Source organism: Massilia aurea, from assembly GCF_024753205.1.
GTDB classification, from domain to species: Bacteria; Pseudomonadota; Gammaproteobacteria; order Burkholderiales; family Burkholderiaceae_D; genus Telluria; species Telluria aurea.
The window spans coordinates 698,549-713,365 of record NZ_JANUGZ010000003.1; the positions used below are offsets into that span (position 1 = coordinate 698,549).

Annotated in this window: 13 protein-coding genes; 7 read left to right on the top strand and 6 right to left on the bottom strand. The window is 60.8% G+C overall.

The window, feature by feature from the left end; genetic code table 11:
• Positions 1 to 10: 10 nt before the first annotated feature.
• The 3 genes from NX775_RS13650 to NX775_RS13660 form a co-directional block, all read right to left on the bottom strand.
• Complete coding sequence (locus tag NX775_RS13650) at positions 11 to 1,786, bottom strand: GMC family oxidoreductase (RefSeq protein WP_183557271.1); 1,776 nt, start codon at positions 1,784 to 1,786, stop codon at positions 11 to 13.
• Between the two features lie 2 nt (positions 1,787 to 1,788).
• Positions 1,789 to 2,514, bottom strand: coding sequence for a gluconate 2-dehydrogenase subunit 3 family protein (locus tag NX775_RS13655; protein ID WP_183557268.1), 726 nt, complete (start codon positions 2,512 to 2,514; stop codon positions 1,789 to 1,791).
• Between the two features lie 781 nt (positions 2,515 to 3,295).
• Entirely contained in the window at positions 3,296 to 4,639 is a 1,344-nt protein-coding gene (locus NX775_RS13660) for an MBL fold metallo-hydrolase (RefSeq protein WP_258836500.1), read from the bottom strand.
• Positions 4,640 to 4,834: 195 nt separating this feature from the next.
• On the opposite strand from NX775_RS13660, the gene NX775_RS13665 reads away from it, so the two are divergent.
• The 5 genes from NX775_RS13665 to yidD all read left to right on the top strand — a co-directional run bounded on the left by NX775_RS13665 (position 4,835) and on the right by yidD (position 7,822).
• On the top strand, positions 4,835 to 5,704 hold the full coding sequence (locus NX775_RS13665; RefSeq protein ID WP_258836501.1) for a prepilin peptidase: 870 nt from the start codon (positions 4,835 to 4,837) through the stop codon (positions 5,702 to 5,704).
• Positions 5,701 to 6,306 (top strand): dephospho-CoA kinase, encoded by a 606-nt coding sequence (coaE, locus tag NX775_RS13670; protein ID WP_258836502.1) that lies wholly within the window; start codon positions 5,701 to 5,703, stop codon positions 6,304 to 6,306. Before NX775_RS13665 ends, coaE begins: the two co-directional genes overlap by 4 nt.
• 87 nt (positions 6,307 to 6,393) lie before the next feature.
• Positions 6,394 to 7,149: a cell division protein ZapD gene (gene zapD / locus NX775_RS13675; protein ID WP_258836503.1), complete on the top strand. Its 756-nt coding sequence runs from the start codon at positions 6,394 to 6,396 to the stop codon at positions 7,147 to 7,149.
• A 15-nt stretch (positions 7,150 to 7,164) separates the two neighbouring features.
• The gene (locus NX775_RS13680; RefSeq protein ID WP_258836504.1) at positions 7,165 to 7,365 is read left to right on the top strand and encodes a DNA gyrase inhibitor YacG; all 201 of its coding nucleotides are present in this window, start codon (positions 7,165 to 7,167) and stop codon (positions 7,363 to 7,365) included.
• A 1-nt stretch (position 7,366) separates the two neighbouring features.
• Positions 7,367 to 7,822, top strand: coding sequence for a membrane protein insertion efficiency factor YidD (gene yidD / locus NX775_RS13685; protein WP_258836505.1), 456 nt, complete (start codon positions 7,367 to 7,369; stop codon positions 7,820 to 7,822).
• Between the two features lie 89 nt (positions 7,823 to 7,911).
• Here yidD and NX775_RS13690 read toward each other — a convergent pair whose 3' ends face one another.
• From NX775_RS13690 to argJ, 3 genes are read right to left on the bottom strand one after another with little or no spacing between them, the layout of a single operon-like run.
• Positions 7,912 to 8,322: an NUDIX domain-containing protein gene (locus NX775_RS13690; protein ID WP_370660583.1), complete on the bottom strand. Its 411-nt coding sequence runs from the start codon at positions 8,320 to 8,322 to the stop codon at positions 7,912 to 7,914.
• A 5-nt stretch (positions 8,323 to 8,327) separates the two neighbouring features.
• On the bottom strand, positions 8,328 to 9,218 hold the full coding sequence (locus tag NX775_RS13695; RefSeq protein ID WP_258836507.1) for an ATP-binding protein: 891 nt from the start codon (positions 9,216 to 9,218) through the stop codon (positions 8,328 to 8,330).
• Positions 9,218 to 10,456: a bifunctional glutamate N-acetyltransferase/amino-acid acetyltransferase ArgJ gene (gene argJ / locus NX775_RS13700; protein ID WP_258836508.1), complete on the bottom strand. Its 1,239-nt coding sequence runs from the start codon at positions 10,454 to 10,456 to the stop codon at positions 9,218 to 9,220. The genes NX775_RS13695 and argJ overlap by 1 nt, the downstream gene beginning before the upstream one ends.
• Positions 10,457 to 10,706: 250 nt before the next feature.
• On the opposite strand from argJ, the gene NX775_RS13705 reads away from it, so the two are divergent.
• Complete coding sequence (locus NX775_RS13705) at positions 10,707 to 13,559, top strand: type VI secretion system Vgr family protein (protein WP_258836509.1); 2,853 nt, start codon at positions 10,707 to 10,709, stop codon at positions 13,557 to 13,559.
• Entirely contained in the window at positions 13,559 to 14,803 is a 1,245-nt protein-coding gene (locus NX775_RS13710) for a hypothetical protein (RefSeq protein ID WP_258836510.1), read from the top strand. Before NX775_RS13705 ends, NX775_RS13710 begins: the two co-directional genes overlap by 1 nt.
• Positions 14,804 to 14,817 lie beyond the last annotated feature (14 nt).

Sequence of the window (14,817 nt, forward strand, 5' to 3'; positions counted from 1 at the left end):
GTTCGTCCTCTTATGCCTGGACCAGTGGGCCTGGGTTCTTGATGTACTGCTCACGGATTGCCTTGGCACACCAGTAGGCCAGCGCGCCGACCATGCCGGTCGGGTTGTAGCCATTGTTCTGCGGGAACGCGTTGGCGCCCGGCGCGAACACGTTCGGCACATCCCACGACTGCAGATACTTGTTCAGGGCCGACGTCTTCGGGTTGTCGCCCATGATCGCGCCGCCAACCGTGTGCGTGCTCTGGTACTGGTTGATGTTGTAGTGGCTGCCCGCCTTTTTCGCATCGCCCTTGATGGCCAATGGATTGAGCACCTGGCACATGTCCTGTGCCTTGCCGACCAGGTATTGCGACGCGATGATTTCGTTCTCGTGCCAGTCGAACGTCATGCGCAGCAGCGGACGGCCGAAACCATCCTTGTAGTTCGGATCGAGGTCGAGGTAGGCATCGTCGTACGACATGCAGGAGCCCTGCACTTCGAAGTAGAACGAATGGCGCATCGCTTCCTTGGCGCCCTTCTTCCAGTCGCTGCCCCAGCCCGGTACGCCCGGTGCGGTCGCGATACCGCGCACGGGACCGCCGCCCGGCTGGCGCGCCCAGATGATGCCGCCGCCGATGAAGCCGGTCTTGGTCGGATCGTTGCGATTGCCGTTCAGGTCATCGAACGTGGCGCCGCCGCCGCCAATGCCCATGAACTGGTTGGCATGCACGGTTTCGTCGAAGAACAGCGAGACGCGGTTCAGGTTCTGGTACGAGTAGTTCTTGCCGACGGTACCGGTCTTGGTGACAGGATCGTAAGCCGGGCCAATGCCCGAGAGTAGCATCAGGTGCACGTTGTAGAGCGAGAACGCGGCCAGGATGACGATGTCCGCTGGCTGCTCGGTCTCGCGGCCCTGGGCGTCGAGGTAATTCACGCCGGTGGCCATCTTGCCGTCCGGCGTCAGGTTGACCTTCATGACTTGCGCCATCGTGCGCAGGTCGAACCCCTTGCGGCCACGCAGCACCGGCAGGATGTTCGCGTTCGGGCTTGCCTTCGAGTAATTCAGGCAGCCATAGTCGGAGCAGAAGCCGCAGAAGTTACATGGCCCCATCTGGCAACCGTACGGGTTGACATAGGTGCCCGAAGCGTTCGAGGCCGGGATCGGGTATGGGTGATAACCCATCGCGTTGGCGGCCTTGTAGAAGTATTCGGCGCCCAGGTAGTCCGGGTTGGGCCCGAGCGGGAATTCGCGCGAGCGCGAGCCTTCGTACGGATTGCCGCCGGCAACTTGCGCGCCATTGATGATGCCGCCCTTGCCCGAGGTGCCGCACACGTATTCGAAGTGGTCGAAGTGCGGTTCCAGATCTTCATACGTGATCGGGAAATCCTGGATCGACATGCCGGCCGGCAGGATCTTCTTGCCGTACTTTTGCTCCATGATGCTGCGGATCTTGAAATCCTCTGGCAGCGCGCGGAAGTGGCAGCCCGACCAGTGCGAACCGGCGCCGCCGACGCCGGTGCCCGGCTTGAACGAGCCCATGCGGCGCATCGGCACCGCCGACGTCGTGCCGTTGTGGCGGATGGCGATGGTTTCCTGCGCCAGCGACTGCAGGTACTTGCGGTGCACCGAGCCTTCGAGCTCGTCGATCACGCGCGGGTAGGCGAAGTCGGGCTGCGTGTCGCGGTCAGGACCGCGCTCGAGCACGACGACGTTCATGCCGGCGTCCGTCAATTCCTTGGCAATGATGGCGCCAACCCAGCCCATGCCAACGATCACTGCATCTGTTTTTGGTTTTACGATTGCCATGCTTATCCTCTCCGTCCCGCCAGATCGACCGGTCCGAGCGGATACGGTTTGTCGCGAATCTTGACCCACTCCAGATAATCGCCCCGCATGCCGGGGTAGCCGATCATCTTCCATGCGCCCATGTTTTTGTTGCCGCCGTGGCTCGGGTCGGCAAAGTAGCCGGCGCGCACTTCGGCGAGGAAATCAGCGAAGAACAGCTTCGACGAAATGTCGGCCAGCTTGATCTTGCCTTCTTCGAGGTCCTTCAACACCGCCTCTTGCATGCGCAGGTCGAGGTCCGCAAACGCCTTGCCCGAGAAGCTGCTGGCGCAATGCGCGTCGACGGCTTTGATGCCCACGCGGATGATGTCCTTGAGCGCCAGCTTGCCCTGGTAGCCGAATTCGGACGTCGCTTCGAGGAACGGACCCTGCATGTACCAGATCGCGCCGGCGGCGTACGGGCTCTGCATATGGCGGTCGAGGAATTCGGGCACGCCCAGTTCGACGGCGCCAGGGCCGTGCTGGTCATGCGGAATCAGGCGATCGACGGCGGCGATGACGAATTTCCATTCGGTCGCGGTGAAGAATTTGGGGGTGTAAGCATCTGGCTTGCCTTCGGCCGGCGCTGCGGCCGTTGCGTTGGGCAAGTTCTGCTGGATCGCCGCTGCAGCGCCCGCACCCATCGGCACGAACACCAGGGTCTTGATGAGCGTGCGGCGCCGGGAAGGAGATTGCTGGTCATCGGACATAATGTCTTTGCTCCATATTGACGTTGGATATATATGCATCAGGCATCTCGCATGATAACAATGCTGAACTTGATACGCCATTGAAAATCCCGGCAGGGGAATTGGTGCGATCCATTATGTGTTTGTTGATTGACGCCGATTTGGGGTAATACGACCGTGCTAATTGCCGCATAGGGAAACCAGCGCCAGAACCACTCATATATTTACAAATGAAACATTCGAATATTCAGAAATTTCAAGAGTTTTAATGTAGAGGTGGAATGCGCACCTATACAACGACAGCACCGTACTAAGTAATTGCTGCACGGATACACTGAAATCCTCGTCAATACAAATGTGTCGTTGTGGACGCAGTCTGAAATGATGGGAGGAAAAGTACAGGGGTAGATGACACCGCGATAGGCGCGTGGGGAGGACGAGCGCCACTGCTTCAGGCTGCTGCCGGCATATCGACATGGGTTCAGCATGTGACAAGAAAAAACTTCACACGTTGCATAAATGAAACACTGTAACAGTCGTCTTCAATCCCTGAAAATACCTGCTCATCCAAGTTTTAGTGACCACATCCGATGGAAAATAATTCGTAATAATATCAAGCTAATAATGTTTTACAGCGTCTGCGCAGTGATCATTGGCTGGAGATGTAATGACAAACCCATGCATATTTTTAATGCTCGCATCACCCAATATGATGAAGGCAAATACATTACCGATATGGCATCACGCTGGCATTGAATTCGCATGGTAATTGGCAGTGGCGCAGTTAATTCAGGCAGTGCATTCACGACAATTGTGTACGTATTGCACGCCATGCCCAAACCAATGTCGCACGCAGCAGCGCAGCGCCAATATTCCATGGTCGTTGCCGCTCCAGCACACGCTGGCATACGCGCTGGGGCAAGAAGAAACGCCTGAACATCGGCATACCTTGCGCACGCATGCCCTGGAAGCAACCGCCCGCAACCGTCGTGTCGAACCCGTCCCCGGCGCGCAGCAGGTACAACGCCGTGCCCGAACACATCGCGATATCGGCGCGGGCATCGCTCGCCAGTGGGCGCAGGCCGTGCCTGTACGACAGCACGATCGTCCGGTGCAGGTCGGGCAGCGCGATGTGCAGCGGACACAGAATGCCAAGCAATTCCAGCATCCTGGGCAGGCCGTGCAGATGCACACCGACGCGGTCGCGATAAATGCCGAACGCCTCCTTCAGCTCGGCCAGCGTGGCTTGGGTAGGACGCGGCAACGGCGCAGGTTGCTCTCGCCAGCGCGCCATCCAGTACGCCAGCGCTTCGGCGTGCTGCGCGCACAAGGCGGCCGGCGTCGCAGAGGCCAACTCGACCTGCGCACCGGGCCGCATGAATCGGACAACGCCACGCAGTGCGGCCAGCGCTGGCGCATCAAGCACGTCCAGTGGCGTGGGACGGCCGTGATTGCGCCACGTGTTGTCGATGCGGCTGAAGTGCGCGAACGAGGCGACCGGCACGACCAGCCGTGGCCGGAAAACGTCGATCTGGCACGCCATGCGCCCGACGCCACGTTCGGTCGCTGCTTCGCCGGGCGTCGCATGGGCAGCAAAGCTGGTCAGCAGCAGATCGATACGCACCTGCCCCGCGCGCAGTTGCACAGCCGCGCGACGGCACGCGGCGGCAGTGGCCAGCGCCCGTTCGCCCAGGTGCAGCAGCGTGTGCTGCCCGCACGCGATCAGGCAATAGGACTCGCCCTCGTCGCTGGCATGGGCCGTCAGGCGCAGGCCGGGGGCCAGCGCGCGCGGCGCGCCGGCGCGGAACGTGGCGATGGGCAGGCGGTGACGCCGCAGTTCGTCCGCCAGGCGCCAGTCGCCCTCGCGGCACAGGAAGGTGGCGATGCCGCGAAATTCGGCGCGAAAACGCTGCACGAAGGAGTGCGACAGGTGCTCGGGCCGGCTACTCGAGCACCAGATAAACACCGGCAAACTGCTTGCGTTAAGTTCGTCGATCACGTGCGCGTTGCGGGTAGCATCGTCCAGCAGGCGGCAGGCATTGTTGTGCACGGTGCCTTCGAGCCATGGGTCGACCAGCAACAGCGCACCGTCAGTGTGCAACAACCAGCTGGCGTGGTTCAGGAATGTGAAGGTCGGAGTTTGCATGGGCTTAATCGCACGGGACGTCGATACGATCGAGTCTGGTGCGTGGCCGCGCATCGCGCGTGAGGCGTCGCAATCGTGCGCGGGAACCGGCAAAGCGCTTCGCCAAATGGGGGAAACGCCCTACAATAAGGTTGTTCTACAGAATCTCCGTGCAGCTTGCCCGTACTGCATGCCACCCGACCCGAAACGACCGACATGCCCCTGGAATCCCTTTTGTTCGCGCTCCCTGCGCAGCTTGCACCCACGCTGGTGGCGGCCCTGCTGGGCCTGTTGGTCGGCAGCTTCCTGAACGTCGTCATCTACCGCATCCCGAAGATGATGCAGCGCGAGTCCGACAATTATGTTGCGCAAGAAAGTGGCCAGCCGCCACCGCACACGGACCGCTTCAACCTGACGGTGCCCCGCTCTGCCTGCCCGTGCTGCGGGCACCGGATCACGGCGATGGAAAACATCCCGGTCATCAGCTACCTGGTCCTGGGCGGCAAGTGCCGCAAGTGCAAGACGCCGATCTCGCCGCGCTATCCGGCCGTCGAACTGTTCACCGCGATCGTGTCTGGCCTGCTGGTCTGGACCTTCGGCAGCGGCGCGATGGGCATGGCCAGCCTGGTGTTCGCGTGGCTGCTGATCGCGATGACCTTCATCGACTACGACACGCAGCTGCTGCCGGACGACCTGACCTATCCGCTGCTGTGGGCCGGTCTGCTCATCAACTTGAACGGCACCTTCGTGCCGCTGCAGGATGCCGTCATCGGCGCCGCCGCCGGTTACCTCGTGCTGTGGTCCGTGTATTGGCTGTTCAAGCTTGCTACCGGCAAGGAAGGCATGGGCTACGGCGACTTCAAGCTGCTCGCCGGCCTGGGCGCGTGGCTCGGCTGGACCGCGCTGCCGACCATCATCCTGCTGTCGTCGGTCGTCGGCGCCATCGTCGGCATCAGTCTGATCGTGTTCGCCAAGCGCGCGCGCGACAAGGCGATTCCGTTCGGCCCCTATCTGGCAGCGGCGGGCCTGCTGACGATGCTGTACGGCGCGCAGCTGGGCGGCTTCACGGCGGGTCTGTTCGGATGATGCCGGCGTTTTCGGTAGGACTGACCGGGGGCATTGGTTGCGGCAAGAGCACGGTCGCCGACCTGTTTGCCGCGCTGGGCGCGACAATCGTCGACACCGACGTCATCGCCCATGCGCTGACCGCACCGCAGGGCGCAGCGATGCCGGCCATCGTGGCCGAGTTCGGGCCCGACTTCGCGCAGCCAGACGGCGCGCTCGACCGCGCCCGAATGCGCACCCTCGTGTTTTCGGATGCCACTGCCCGCGCGCGGCTGGAAGCCATCCTGCACCCGCGCATCCGCGCTGCGACCGAGGCGGCCGGTCAGGCAGCCACGGGCGCTTATGTCATCTATGTCGTGCCACTCCTGATCGAATCGGGCAGCTGGCGCGAACGCGTCACGCGCGTGCTGGCCATCGACTGCAGCGAAGACACGCAGGTGGCGCGCGTCATGCGCCGCAGCCACCTCTCCGCCGACGAGGTGCGCGCGATCATGGCGACCCAGGTCACGCGCGCCCGGCGCCTGGCCGAAGCCGACGATGTCGTCGACAACGACGCCGGCCTGGAGGCCCTGCGGACGCAGGTGCAGGCATTGCATGAACGGTATCTCGCGTTAAGTCTGTAACAATAGTGATGCAGGGTTTGTAATTTCGGCCCGCATGGTTCAGAATCACGCAGTTGCCTTCCAGCCTACATTCAGAGGAATGTCATTTTGATCGTCTACGAATACCCTTTCAACGAGCGGATTCGCACGTTGTTGCGGCTGGAAGACCTGTACGAAAAATTCAAGTTCTTCGTGCATCAGGAACACCCGATGCAGCACCATGTCGCGCTCGCGACGATCTTCGACATGCTGGAAGTGGCCGGCCGCGCCGATCTGAAATCCGACCTGCTGCAGGAGCTCGAGCGCCAGAAGCAATCGCTGCTGGCCTACCGCAGCAATCCGGCCGTCGTCGCCGAAACCCTCGACGCCGTGCTGGCCGAACTCGATGCTGCCAGCAGCGCCTTGGTCGCGAGCCAGGGCAAGACCGGCCAGAACGTGCGCGAGAACGAGTGGCTCATGAGCATCCGCGGCCGCACGATCATCCCGGGCGGCGCCTGCGAGTTCGACCTGCCGTCGTACTTCGCCTGGCAGAAGCGCCCGTTCGACAAGCGTTTTGACGACATCATGGGCTGGTTCGGCCCGCTCTCGCCGCTGCTCGAAGCACTGTCGCTGGTCCTGCGCCTGCTGCGCAATTCAGGCGCGTCAGTCAAGATGTTCGCCGCCGCCGGCAGCTACCAGCAGATGTTGCAGGGCAAAATCTACCAGATGCTGCGCCTGACGCTCGACGAAACGACCGGCGCGATCCCCGAGATCTCGGCCAACAAGTACATGCTGTGGGTGCGCTTCACCAGCCAGGACGGCGATTGCAAGCCCAAGCCGCTCGAAGCCGATGTGCCGTTCGACCTGACGCTCTGTAATTTTTAACCGATTGACCGTACGATGACCGTTGTCTCCTGCCCTACCTGCAGCAAGAAAGTCGAATGGATCGAGGCGAACAAGTATCGCCCGTTCTGCTCCGAGCGTTGCAAGCAAATCGACCTGGGCGCCTGGGCCGAAGAAAAATTCGTGATCCCTGGCGCCGTACCGGCCGACCCGCTCGATCCGTTCGACGAACCACCACCACCGCCACCACAGCGCTGACATGGGTCGCGCGCCGCATTCCGCCGGCACGCGCCTGGCACTGTGGGCGATTCGCCTGTACCAGCGCCACCTCTCCCCCCTCAAGGGTTTTTCCTGCGCCTGGCGCGCCACCACTGGCCGCGCCAGCTGCTCGGGCCATGCCTACCGCGTCATTGCGCGCCATGGCTTGAGGCTGGGGTTGCCGCTCCTGCGGCGCCAGTTGCGGCGTTGTGGCGCTGCGCACGACCGCGCGCTGGCTGAACGTGTGGTTGCGGCGCCCAATCCTGTCCTGCATTACCAGCGTGGGGAGTGCGACCTGTTGCCGTGCGATTGCTGCAGCAGGCCGCTGGGCAATGCTCTGGCGAGCCTGGGTTGCCAGGCAGCGGGGGAATGCGCGTGCGACAAGGTCGACCGCTGGCTCACGCGCTGGCTGCGCGGCTGGGGCGACGCGCGCAAGAAGTCACGGCAGCAGCGCTGATCTGCCATCCTGACGCCGTCGCGGAACGACACACCCAGGCCCCACGCCAGTTGAAGTCGGCGCTGGCGAGGTGCCTGCGCTACCGAACTTTACGTTATGCGATCCGGAAAACGGACACGGTCGAGCCATTCGAGCAGCGGGATGGTGGCCGGCAGCAGCGGGCTGACGCCATACGAACCCTGCCAGGCAAACGCCTGCCCTTCCAGGCTTTGCGGTTCACCAAGCCACTCGCGGCAGATGTAGAAATAGAGGCGCACGTGCGCGTGCTCGTAGACGTGTTCGACGCAGCACCAGGCCTCCCCGCTTATGACCTGGACCCCGAGTTCTTCCATGAACTCGCGCTGCAGCGCCGCGAAGATATCTTCGCCCGCTTCGACTTTCCCGCCCGGGAATTCCCAGTAGCCGGCATACGGCTTGCCCTCCGGGCGCTGGCCGAGCAGCACGTCACCATCCGGGCGCATCAGCACGCCGACGGCGACATCGACGGGTTTAATGTTCACATCACTCATGCGGCTTGATCCGGCAACTTGCCTGCGTAGTCCTTCGCGAACTGCCAGGCCACACGGCCCGAGCGCGAGCCGCGCTGCAAGGCCCATTGCAGCGCTTCGGGGCGCGCCGCCGCGATCTGCTCCGGCGTGCAGCCGAAGCTCGCCAGCCAGTGGCCGGCGATCGCGAGGTAGTCGTCCTGGCGGAACGGGTAGAACGACAGCCACAAACCAAAACGCTCGGACAGCGAAATCTTCTCTTCGACCGTTTCGCCCGGATGCAGGTCGCCATCCGCGCCATGCTGGTAACTCGCGTTGTCCGACATTTTTTCGGGCATCAGGTGACGCCGGTTCGACGTCGCGTAGATCAGCACATTATCGGACTGCGCCGAGATGCTGCCATCGAGCGCAACCTTCAGGGCCTTGTAGCCGGCCTCGCCCTCTTCGAACGACAGGTCGTCGCAAAAGATCACGAAGCGCTCGGGCCGGCCGGCGACCAGATCGACGATGTCAGGCAGATCGGCCAGGTCGGCCTTGTCGACTTCGATCAGGCGCAGGCCCTGGTCGGCGTAGCCGTTCAGGCAGGCCTTAATCAGCGACGATTTGCCGGTGCCGCGCGCGCCGGTGAGCAGCACGTTGTTGGCCGGACGGCGCGCGACGAACTGGCGCGTGTTCTGCTCGATCTGGCGCTTTTGCGTGGCCACGTGGTGCAGGTCGTCCAGGTTGATGGTCGACGCGTGCAGCACCGGCTGCAGATAGTTGCCGGCGCCGTTCGCGCGGCGGCGCCAGCGGAACGCCGTGCTGCGCTTCCAGTCCGGCTCGCGGGCATGCGCGGCCGGCAGCACCGCCTCGAGGCGCTCGAGCAGCCCTTCGGCGCGGCGCAGGAACTGATCCAGTGGCGACGTCACCATCAGGACCGGTAGTCGGCGTTGATCGTGACGTAGTCGTGCGACAGGTCGCAGGTCCAGACCGTGGCCGTGGCGTCGCCGCGCGCGAGCTTGACGCGCACCGTGATCTCGGACTGCTTCATGATGCGCTGGCCGTCTTCTTCCTTGTAGTCGGGATTGCGCCCGCCCGCCTTCGCGACCCAGACGTCATCCAGGTACAGGTCGAGCTTCGTGACATCCAGGTCGTCCACGCCGGCATAGCCGATGGCGGCCAGAATGCGGCCCAGGTTCGGATCCGACGCGAAGAACGCGGTTTTCACCAGCGGCGAATGCGCAATCGCATACGCGATCTTGCGGCACTCGGCCACATCGGCGCCTTCGTCGACCGTGATGGTCATGAACTTGGTGGCGCCCTCGCCGTCGCGGATGATCTGCTGCGCCAGGTTGCGCGAGATGTCGGTGACGGCATCCTTCAACGCTTCATAATCTGCGCCTTCGGCCTTGTCGATCACGAGCGAACCGGCGCCGGTGGCGACGATGATGAAGGAGTCGTTGGTCGACGTGTCGCCATCGATCGTGATTGCATTGAACGAATGATCGGCTGCATGCTTGACCAGTTCATCGAGCACCGGCTGCGCAACCTTGGCGTCGAACGCCAGGTAGCCCAGCATCGTGGCCATGTTCGGCTTGATCATGCCGGCGCCCTTGCTGATGCCGCTCATCGTGACGGTGTGCCCGCCGATGGTGACGGTGCGCGATGCGGCCTTCGGCTGGGTGTCGGTGGTCATGATCGCCTCGGCGGCGTTGTACCAGTTGTCCGCCTTCAGGTTCGACACTGCGGCTGGCAGGCCGGCGACGACCTTCTGCAGCGGCAGCTGTTCCAGGATCACGCCGGTCGAAAACGGCAGCACCTGGCCCGGCTCGATATCCAGCAGCTTGGCCAGCTCGGCGCAGGTGGCTTGTGCATTGGCCAGGCCCACTTCGCCCGTGCCCGCATTCGCGTTGCCGGTATTGACCACCAGCGCGCGAATCGGCGCGCCGCCATTCTTGACGGCGGCCAGATTGGCCTTGCTGACCTGGACCGGCGCGGCGCAGAAGCGGTTCAGCGTGAACACGCCGGCGACAGTGGCGCCTTCGGCCACACGCATCACGAGGATGTCCTTGCGGTTGGGCTTCTTGATGCCGGCTTCGGCAAAACCGATCTCGATGCCGTTGACGGGTTTCAGGTCGGCTGCGACTGGCAGGGGGGAATTGACGGCCATGGTGATCTCGTTGGAAAAATTGCGAATCTCTTATTGTAACGCCAGCGTCGCCGCCACGCGGCAAGCATGCGGCCGCAGGTGTGAATGCATTGAACATGCGACCGACCTGCCTGCGCAGGGCATCTGCTCGTTCCTGCCCTGTGGGCTGTGGTATTTCCCCACAGCGATATCAAGGCAACGACAAAAGTCAAGGTTGGTGGATTCAGTGTCGGGCATGTTTATGAGCTAGTTCTTCAGCGAAAGATCTCATATGAACAGCCTGAATCTGAATGGAACCATATTCGAATACAGCCAGTGCAATCGTGCGATCCGCCTGCGTCTCGCCCACGGCGAGATAGACATGGAGGATGTGCTAGTGGTGGCTCGTCTGAGCGGACAAGAAACACTGTGTGGAGGTCTTGAATACCGCGTGGATTGCTTCTCGACTCAGGCGGATCTTCCTCTGAAAATGTTGATTGCGCTGCCTGCAGAGCTGCAATTCGTGACTGATCGCGGCACATTGCATTCGGTGTGCGGGATTCTCGCGCAGGTGTGCGCCGGACCGAGCGATGGTGGGCTGGCTACCTACCATTTGGTGATTCGCGATGCGCTGGCGCTGATGGAGCAGCGCGTGAACTCGCGTGTTTTCCAGAACATGCACGAAGTCGATATCTCGACGGTGCTGGTACGCGAGTGGCGCCTGAACAATCCGGTGCTGGCGATGGCATTCGAGCTTGATACGACTGGCATCGCCAAGGAGGGTCCATTTCGGGAGCTGACGATGCAGCACAATGAATCCGATGCGGCGTTCCTGCGCCGTCTGTGGAAGCGGCGTGGCATTGCCTGGTTTTTTCGGCCAGGGAAGGCTGCCAAGCCCGCGTTCCCTGGTACACCCACTCATGTGCTGACACTCTTTAACAAACCGCTCTCGCTTGCAGAAAATGCCGTGGGCATTGCGCGGTTTCATCGCGATGCGAGCACTGAAGAGCGCGACGGCATCATCGGCTGGAGCGCTGTGCGTACGTTAAAGTCTGGCTGTGTTTCCCGCCAAAGCTGGAATCCCTTGCAGGGCCGGATGATGTACGCCTACTCCCCCACCCTCACGAAGCAGGGAACTGCAGGCACCCAATTTTCATCCGGCCTCGAGGATTTCCAGATCGATCCACCCGGTATCGCGATGGATGCGGCCGACTATCGAACGGAGGGTGATTTACGCATTCAACGATTCGAATATGAGAGCAAGTGCTTTCACGGAGAAAGTGGCGTGCGCGATTTGCGTATCGGCGAGTGGTTTCGCCTTGACGGGCACCCCGAGATCGACCGTCACCCGGAAACCGAGCGTGAGTTCGTAGTCACAGACCTCTCGGTAGTGGCCGAAAACAACCTGCCCAAGGACGTTGATGAACGCATACGGCGTATGTTCGCCGCCGATTTGCTGGCCAACGCGTCGATTCACAAAGGGTTGGAACTAGCAAGCCAAGAGCGTGACGTGAAATACACCAATCGGTTCACCTGTGTGCGACGCGGGATACCGATCGTCCCGGCCTACGATCCGCGTACCGATCTGCCCAGAATAAAATTGCAGTCAGCCCTTGTGGTTGGGCCTCCTGGTGAAGAAGTACATTGCGACACCCTGGGACGGATCAAAGTGCGGTTTCCCGGAAACCGGGAGCAAGACCATCAGGACCGCGGCGGCGCGAGCAATACCGACCGCGATTCCCCCTGGGTACGTGTGGCTACTTCCTGGGCCAGCAACCACTGGGGCGGCATTAGCTTGCCACGAGTCGGCGATGAAGTATTGGTCGACTTTCTTGGTGGCGACCCGGATCGCCCCATTGTCGTCGGCCGGGTATTCGGCGGCGCTTCTCTTCCCCCTGCCTTCAGTCATCACGGCGCATTGCCTGGGAATCGGTTCCTGGCTGGCATCAAGAGCAAGGAGGTAAAAGGCACGCGCTATAACCAGCTCCGACTGGACGACACGCCCGGACAAATCAGCGCGCAACTGGCCAGCGAACATGGACATAGCCAGTTAAATCTGGGATGCCTGACACATCCCAGGAACGATGGGAATGGCGAACCCCGGGGTGAAGGTGCGGAATTGCGCAGCGATCATTCGGTCGTTGTACGTGCAGCGCAATTGATGTTACTGACCACACAGGCGATGCTTGGTGCGACCGGCAAGCAACTCGAGCGCGAGCCCCTGCTGGCACTGCTGGAAAGTTCACAGGCCCTGCTGAAGGAGCTTGGAGAATTCGCTGCACAGCATCAGGCACTGCCAGTCGATCTGACATCCCATCAGCAGCTGGCGGATAGCCTCGAGAGCGCTGGCGCCGCGTCTGGTTCGGATGCGAATGGCGCCAGACAAGCAGCGGCTCTGATCGCCCAATATGCCGATGGGGGCTTCGTCAACGCCACGCCGAAATCGACCGTCAGCTACAGCGGACGCCAACAGAATATTCTCGCGCAACAGCACATCCAGGTCGTTGCCGGTCAGCGGATCAATTTCAATGCCGGCAAAGGCATTTCGCTGTTTGCGCACGAGGATGGAATGAAGCATATCGCGCGCTCAGGAAAGCTCGAACTCCAGGCGCAGCAGGACAGTGTCGGCATTGCTGCGGATGTCGATGTCAGGATCACTGCCAGTCAGGGCGAAGTCGTCATCGCGGCAAAGAAAAGCCTGACGCTGCTATGCGGCGGTGCATATATCAAGATCTCTGACGGAAAGATCGAGCAAGGCTGTGCTGGTGACTTTACCGTCAAAGCCGCGAATCATCGATTTAACGGCCCTGCACAACAAGAGGCGAAATTGCCTTTCTTCCCCGCTGCCGAGCACACCAACTGGCTGAAACTCGATCTGGACGGGCACGAAGGCGCACCGATGGCTGGTGTGCCCTACACCCTGTACATGGCCGGCGGCCAGCAAAAGGACGGGATGCTCGATGGCAACGGCATGGCCGAAGAGCGCAACCTGCCGGACACGATCGACAAGGTGGTTTATCACAACTCGCCATCAGCCCAGGATGAACCACGCGCGCAAATTGACGAGCTGCTGGCATCTGTCGATCGACTGGTGAGCGAGGCGCCGCGCCTGTCAGATGAGCAGCCAATCAGGGGAGACGCCTGATGGCCACCAGCGATCAAACATTGAGCGCCCTGAACGAAGTGCGCGGCTACCAGAAACCAGATGATGTGGGAATCGGCGAGTGGATATGGGGCGCATTGCAAGGGGATTTTAATCCGGACAGAACGAACGGACAGATCGGCTTCGACATGGGGGTGTCGCTGGTTCCGGTCGTCGATACGATTCTTGACCTGCGAGATCTGGTCGCAAATATTCGCCTTTACCGAAAGGACCCCGATAACAAAGTGACGATGTTTCTCATCGCGACAACGGCTATCGGCTTTATTCCCGAGATCGGCACTGTGGCCAAGAGTGGCCTGCGCCTGGTGTGGGTCTATCTGAAGCCATTGATCAAGCATGCAGACGATTTCACCAATGTCAGCAAGCTGGTCGCTTTGACGAATCGCGCGTGCGATCTCGCCCTGCCGAGGTTGACGGAATACCTCCAGCATAGCCAGGTTGCAAAATGGGCGACACGGGGGAAAATACCGGACGTTTACAAATTTATTTCAAAGAAAATCATAGATGTTGCGGCGAGCATCAGCCCATCCGTCCTTAAAGGTCTGATCAACGAGAAGTGCGATGCACTGAAAGAACTTCTTAAAAAAATACGGTTGATTGTTCCCACGGGTATTCGCACGCGAGTGGACGACAATCTGAAAATGCTCGATGAGTTTCGGAAAGCGGTTGGTGAGTGCATCGATGATTATGCGCAACCTGTCAGAACCGTACTCAAGGTCGTGGCAAAGAGGCTTGATGACCAAGCATGGCGGGTGGAAATATATCGAACGAATCGCGGTTGGATTGCACCGATTTCAGAATCTGGCTCGGCAAAACTGATTAATGCACAGCCTCCGGTTTGGGTTAAACCCTTTAAAGGAAGTCTTGACTTTCCCCCGCTACAGTTAAGTGATGTAGAAGCTGCAAATCTGATGAAAATGTATCCTAACCATCCAAAAATTACAGCCGGAAACGCGGCCACTTTCAGCAATATAGGTACTGGAATGGAAGCAAAATATATTACTGGCCCAGAAAAACTGTATCGAATTGTCGACCCTTCCAATGAAGGTGCGGGCATTTTTTGGATATCCGAAGCAGATTTCAAAGCCACAAAAAGTCTCGCTGAGTGGCGCCGCCGTTTTGCAGTCAAGCCTGAATGGAATCAAAATGGTTGGTTTGTAGAATACGAGGTACAAGCCGGAGAAACTCTTGCAGTCTGGAGGGGGCTAGCTGCAGTCAGGAACTAGGAGGAACAAACTAT

What these genes read in the sequence shown, in the direction of transcription:
- NX775_RS13650 (WP_183557271.1), bottom strand. Translation starts at nt 1,786, where the DNA reads ATGGCAATCGTAAAACCAAAAACAGATGCAGTGATCGTTGGCATGGGC.
- NX775_RS13655 (WP_183557268.1), bottom strand. Translation starts at nt 2,514, where the DNA reads ATGTCCGATGACCAGCAATCTCCTTCCCGGCGCCGCACGCTCATCAAG.
- NX775_RS13660 (WP_258836500.1), bottom strand. Translation starts at nt 4,639, where the DNA reads ATGCAAACTCCGACCTTCACATTCCTGAACCACGCCAGCTGGTTGTTG.
- NX775_RS13665 (WP_258836501.1), top strand. Translation starts at nt 4,835, where the DNA reads ATGCCCCTGGAATCCCTTTTGTTCGCGCTCCCTGCGCAGCTTGCACCC.
- coaE (WP_258836502.1), top strand. Translation starts at nt 5,701, where the DNA reads ATGATGCCGGCGTTTTCGGTAGGACTGACCGGGGGCATTGGTTGCGGC.
- NX775_RS13680 (WP_258836504.1), top strand. Translation starts at nt 7,165, where the DNA reads ATGACCGTTGTCTCCTGCCCTACCTGCAGCAAGAAAGTCGAATGGATC.
- yidD (WP_258836505.1), top strand. Translation starts at nt 7,367, where the DNA reads ATGGGTCGCGCGCCGCATTCCGCCGGCACGCGCCTGGCACTGTGGGCG.
- NX775_RS13695 (WP_258836507.1), bottom strand. Translation starts at nt 9,218, where the DNA reads ATGGTGACGTCGCCACTGGATCAGTTCCTGCGCCGCGCCGAAGGGCTG.
- argJ (WP_258836508.1), bottom strand. Translation starts at nt 10,456, where the DNA reads ATGGCCGTCAATTCCCCCCTGCCAGTCGCAGCCGACCTGAAACCCGTC.
- NX775_RS13705 (WP_258836509.1), top strand. Translation starts at nt 10,707, where the DNA reads ATGAACAGCCTGAATCTGAATGGAACCATATTCGAATACAGCCAGTGC.
- NX775_RS13710 (WP_258836510.1), top strand. Translation starts at nt 13,559, where the DNA reads ATGGCCACCAGCGATCAAACATTGAGCGCCCTGAACGAAGTGCGCGGC.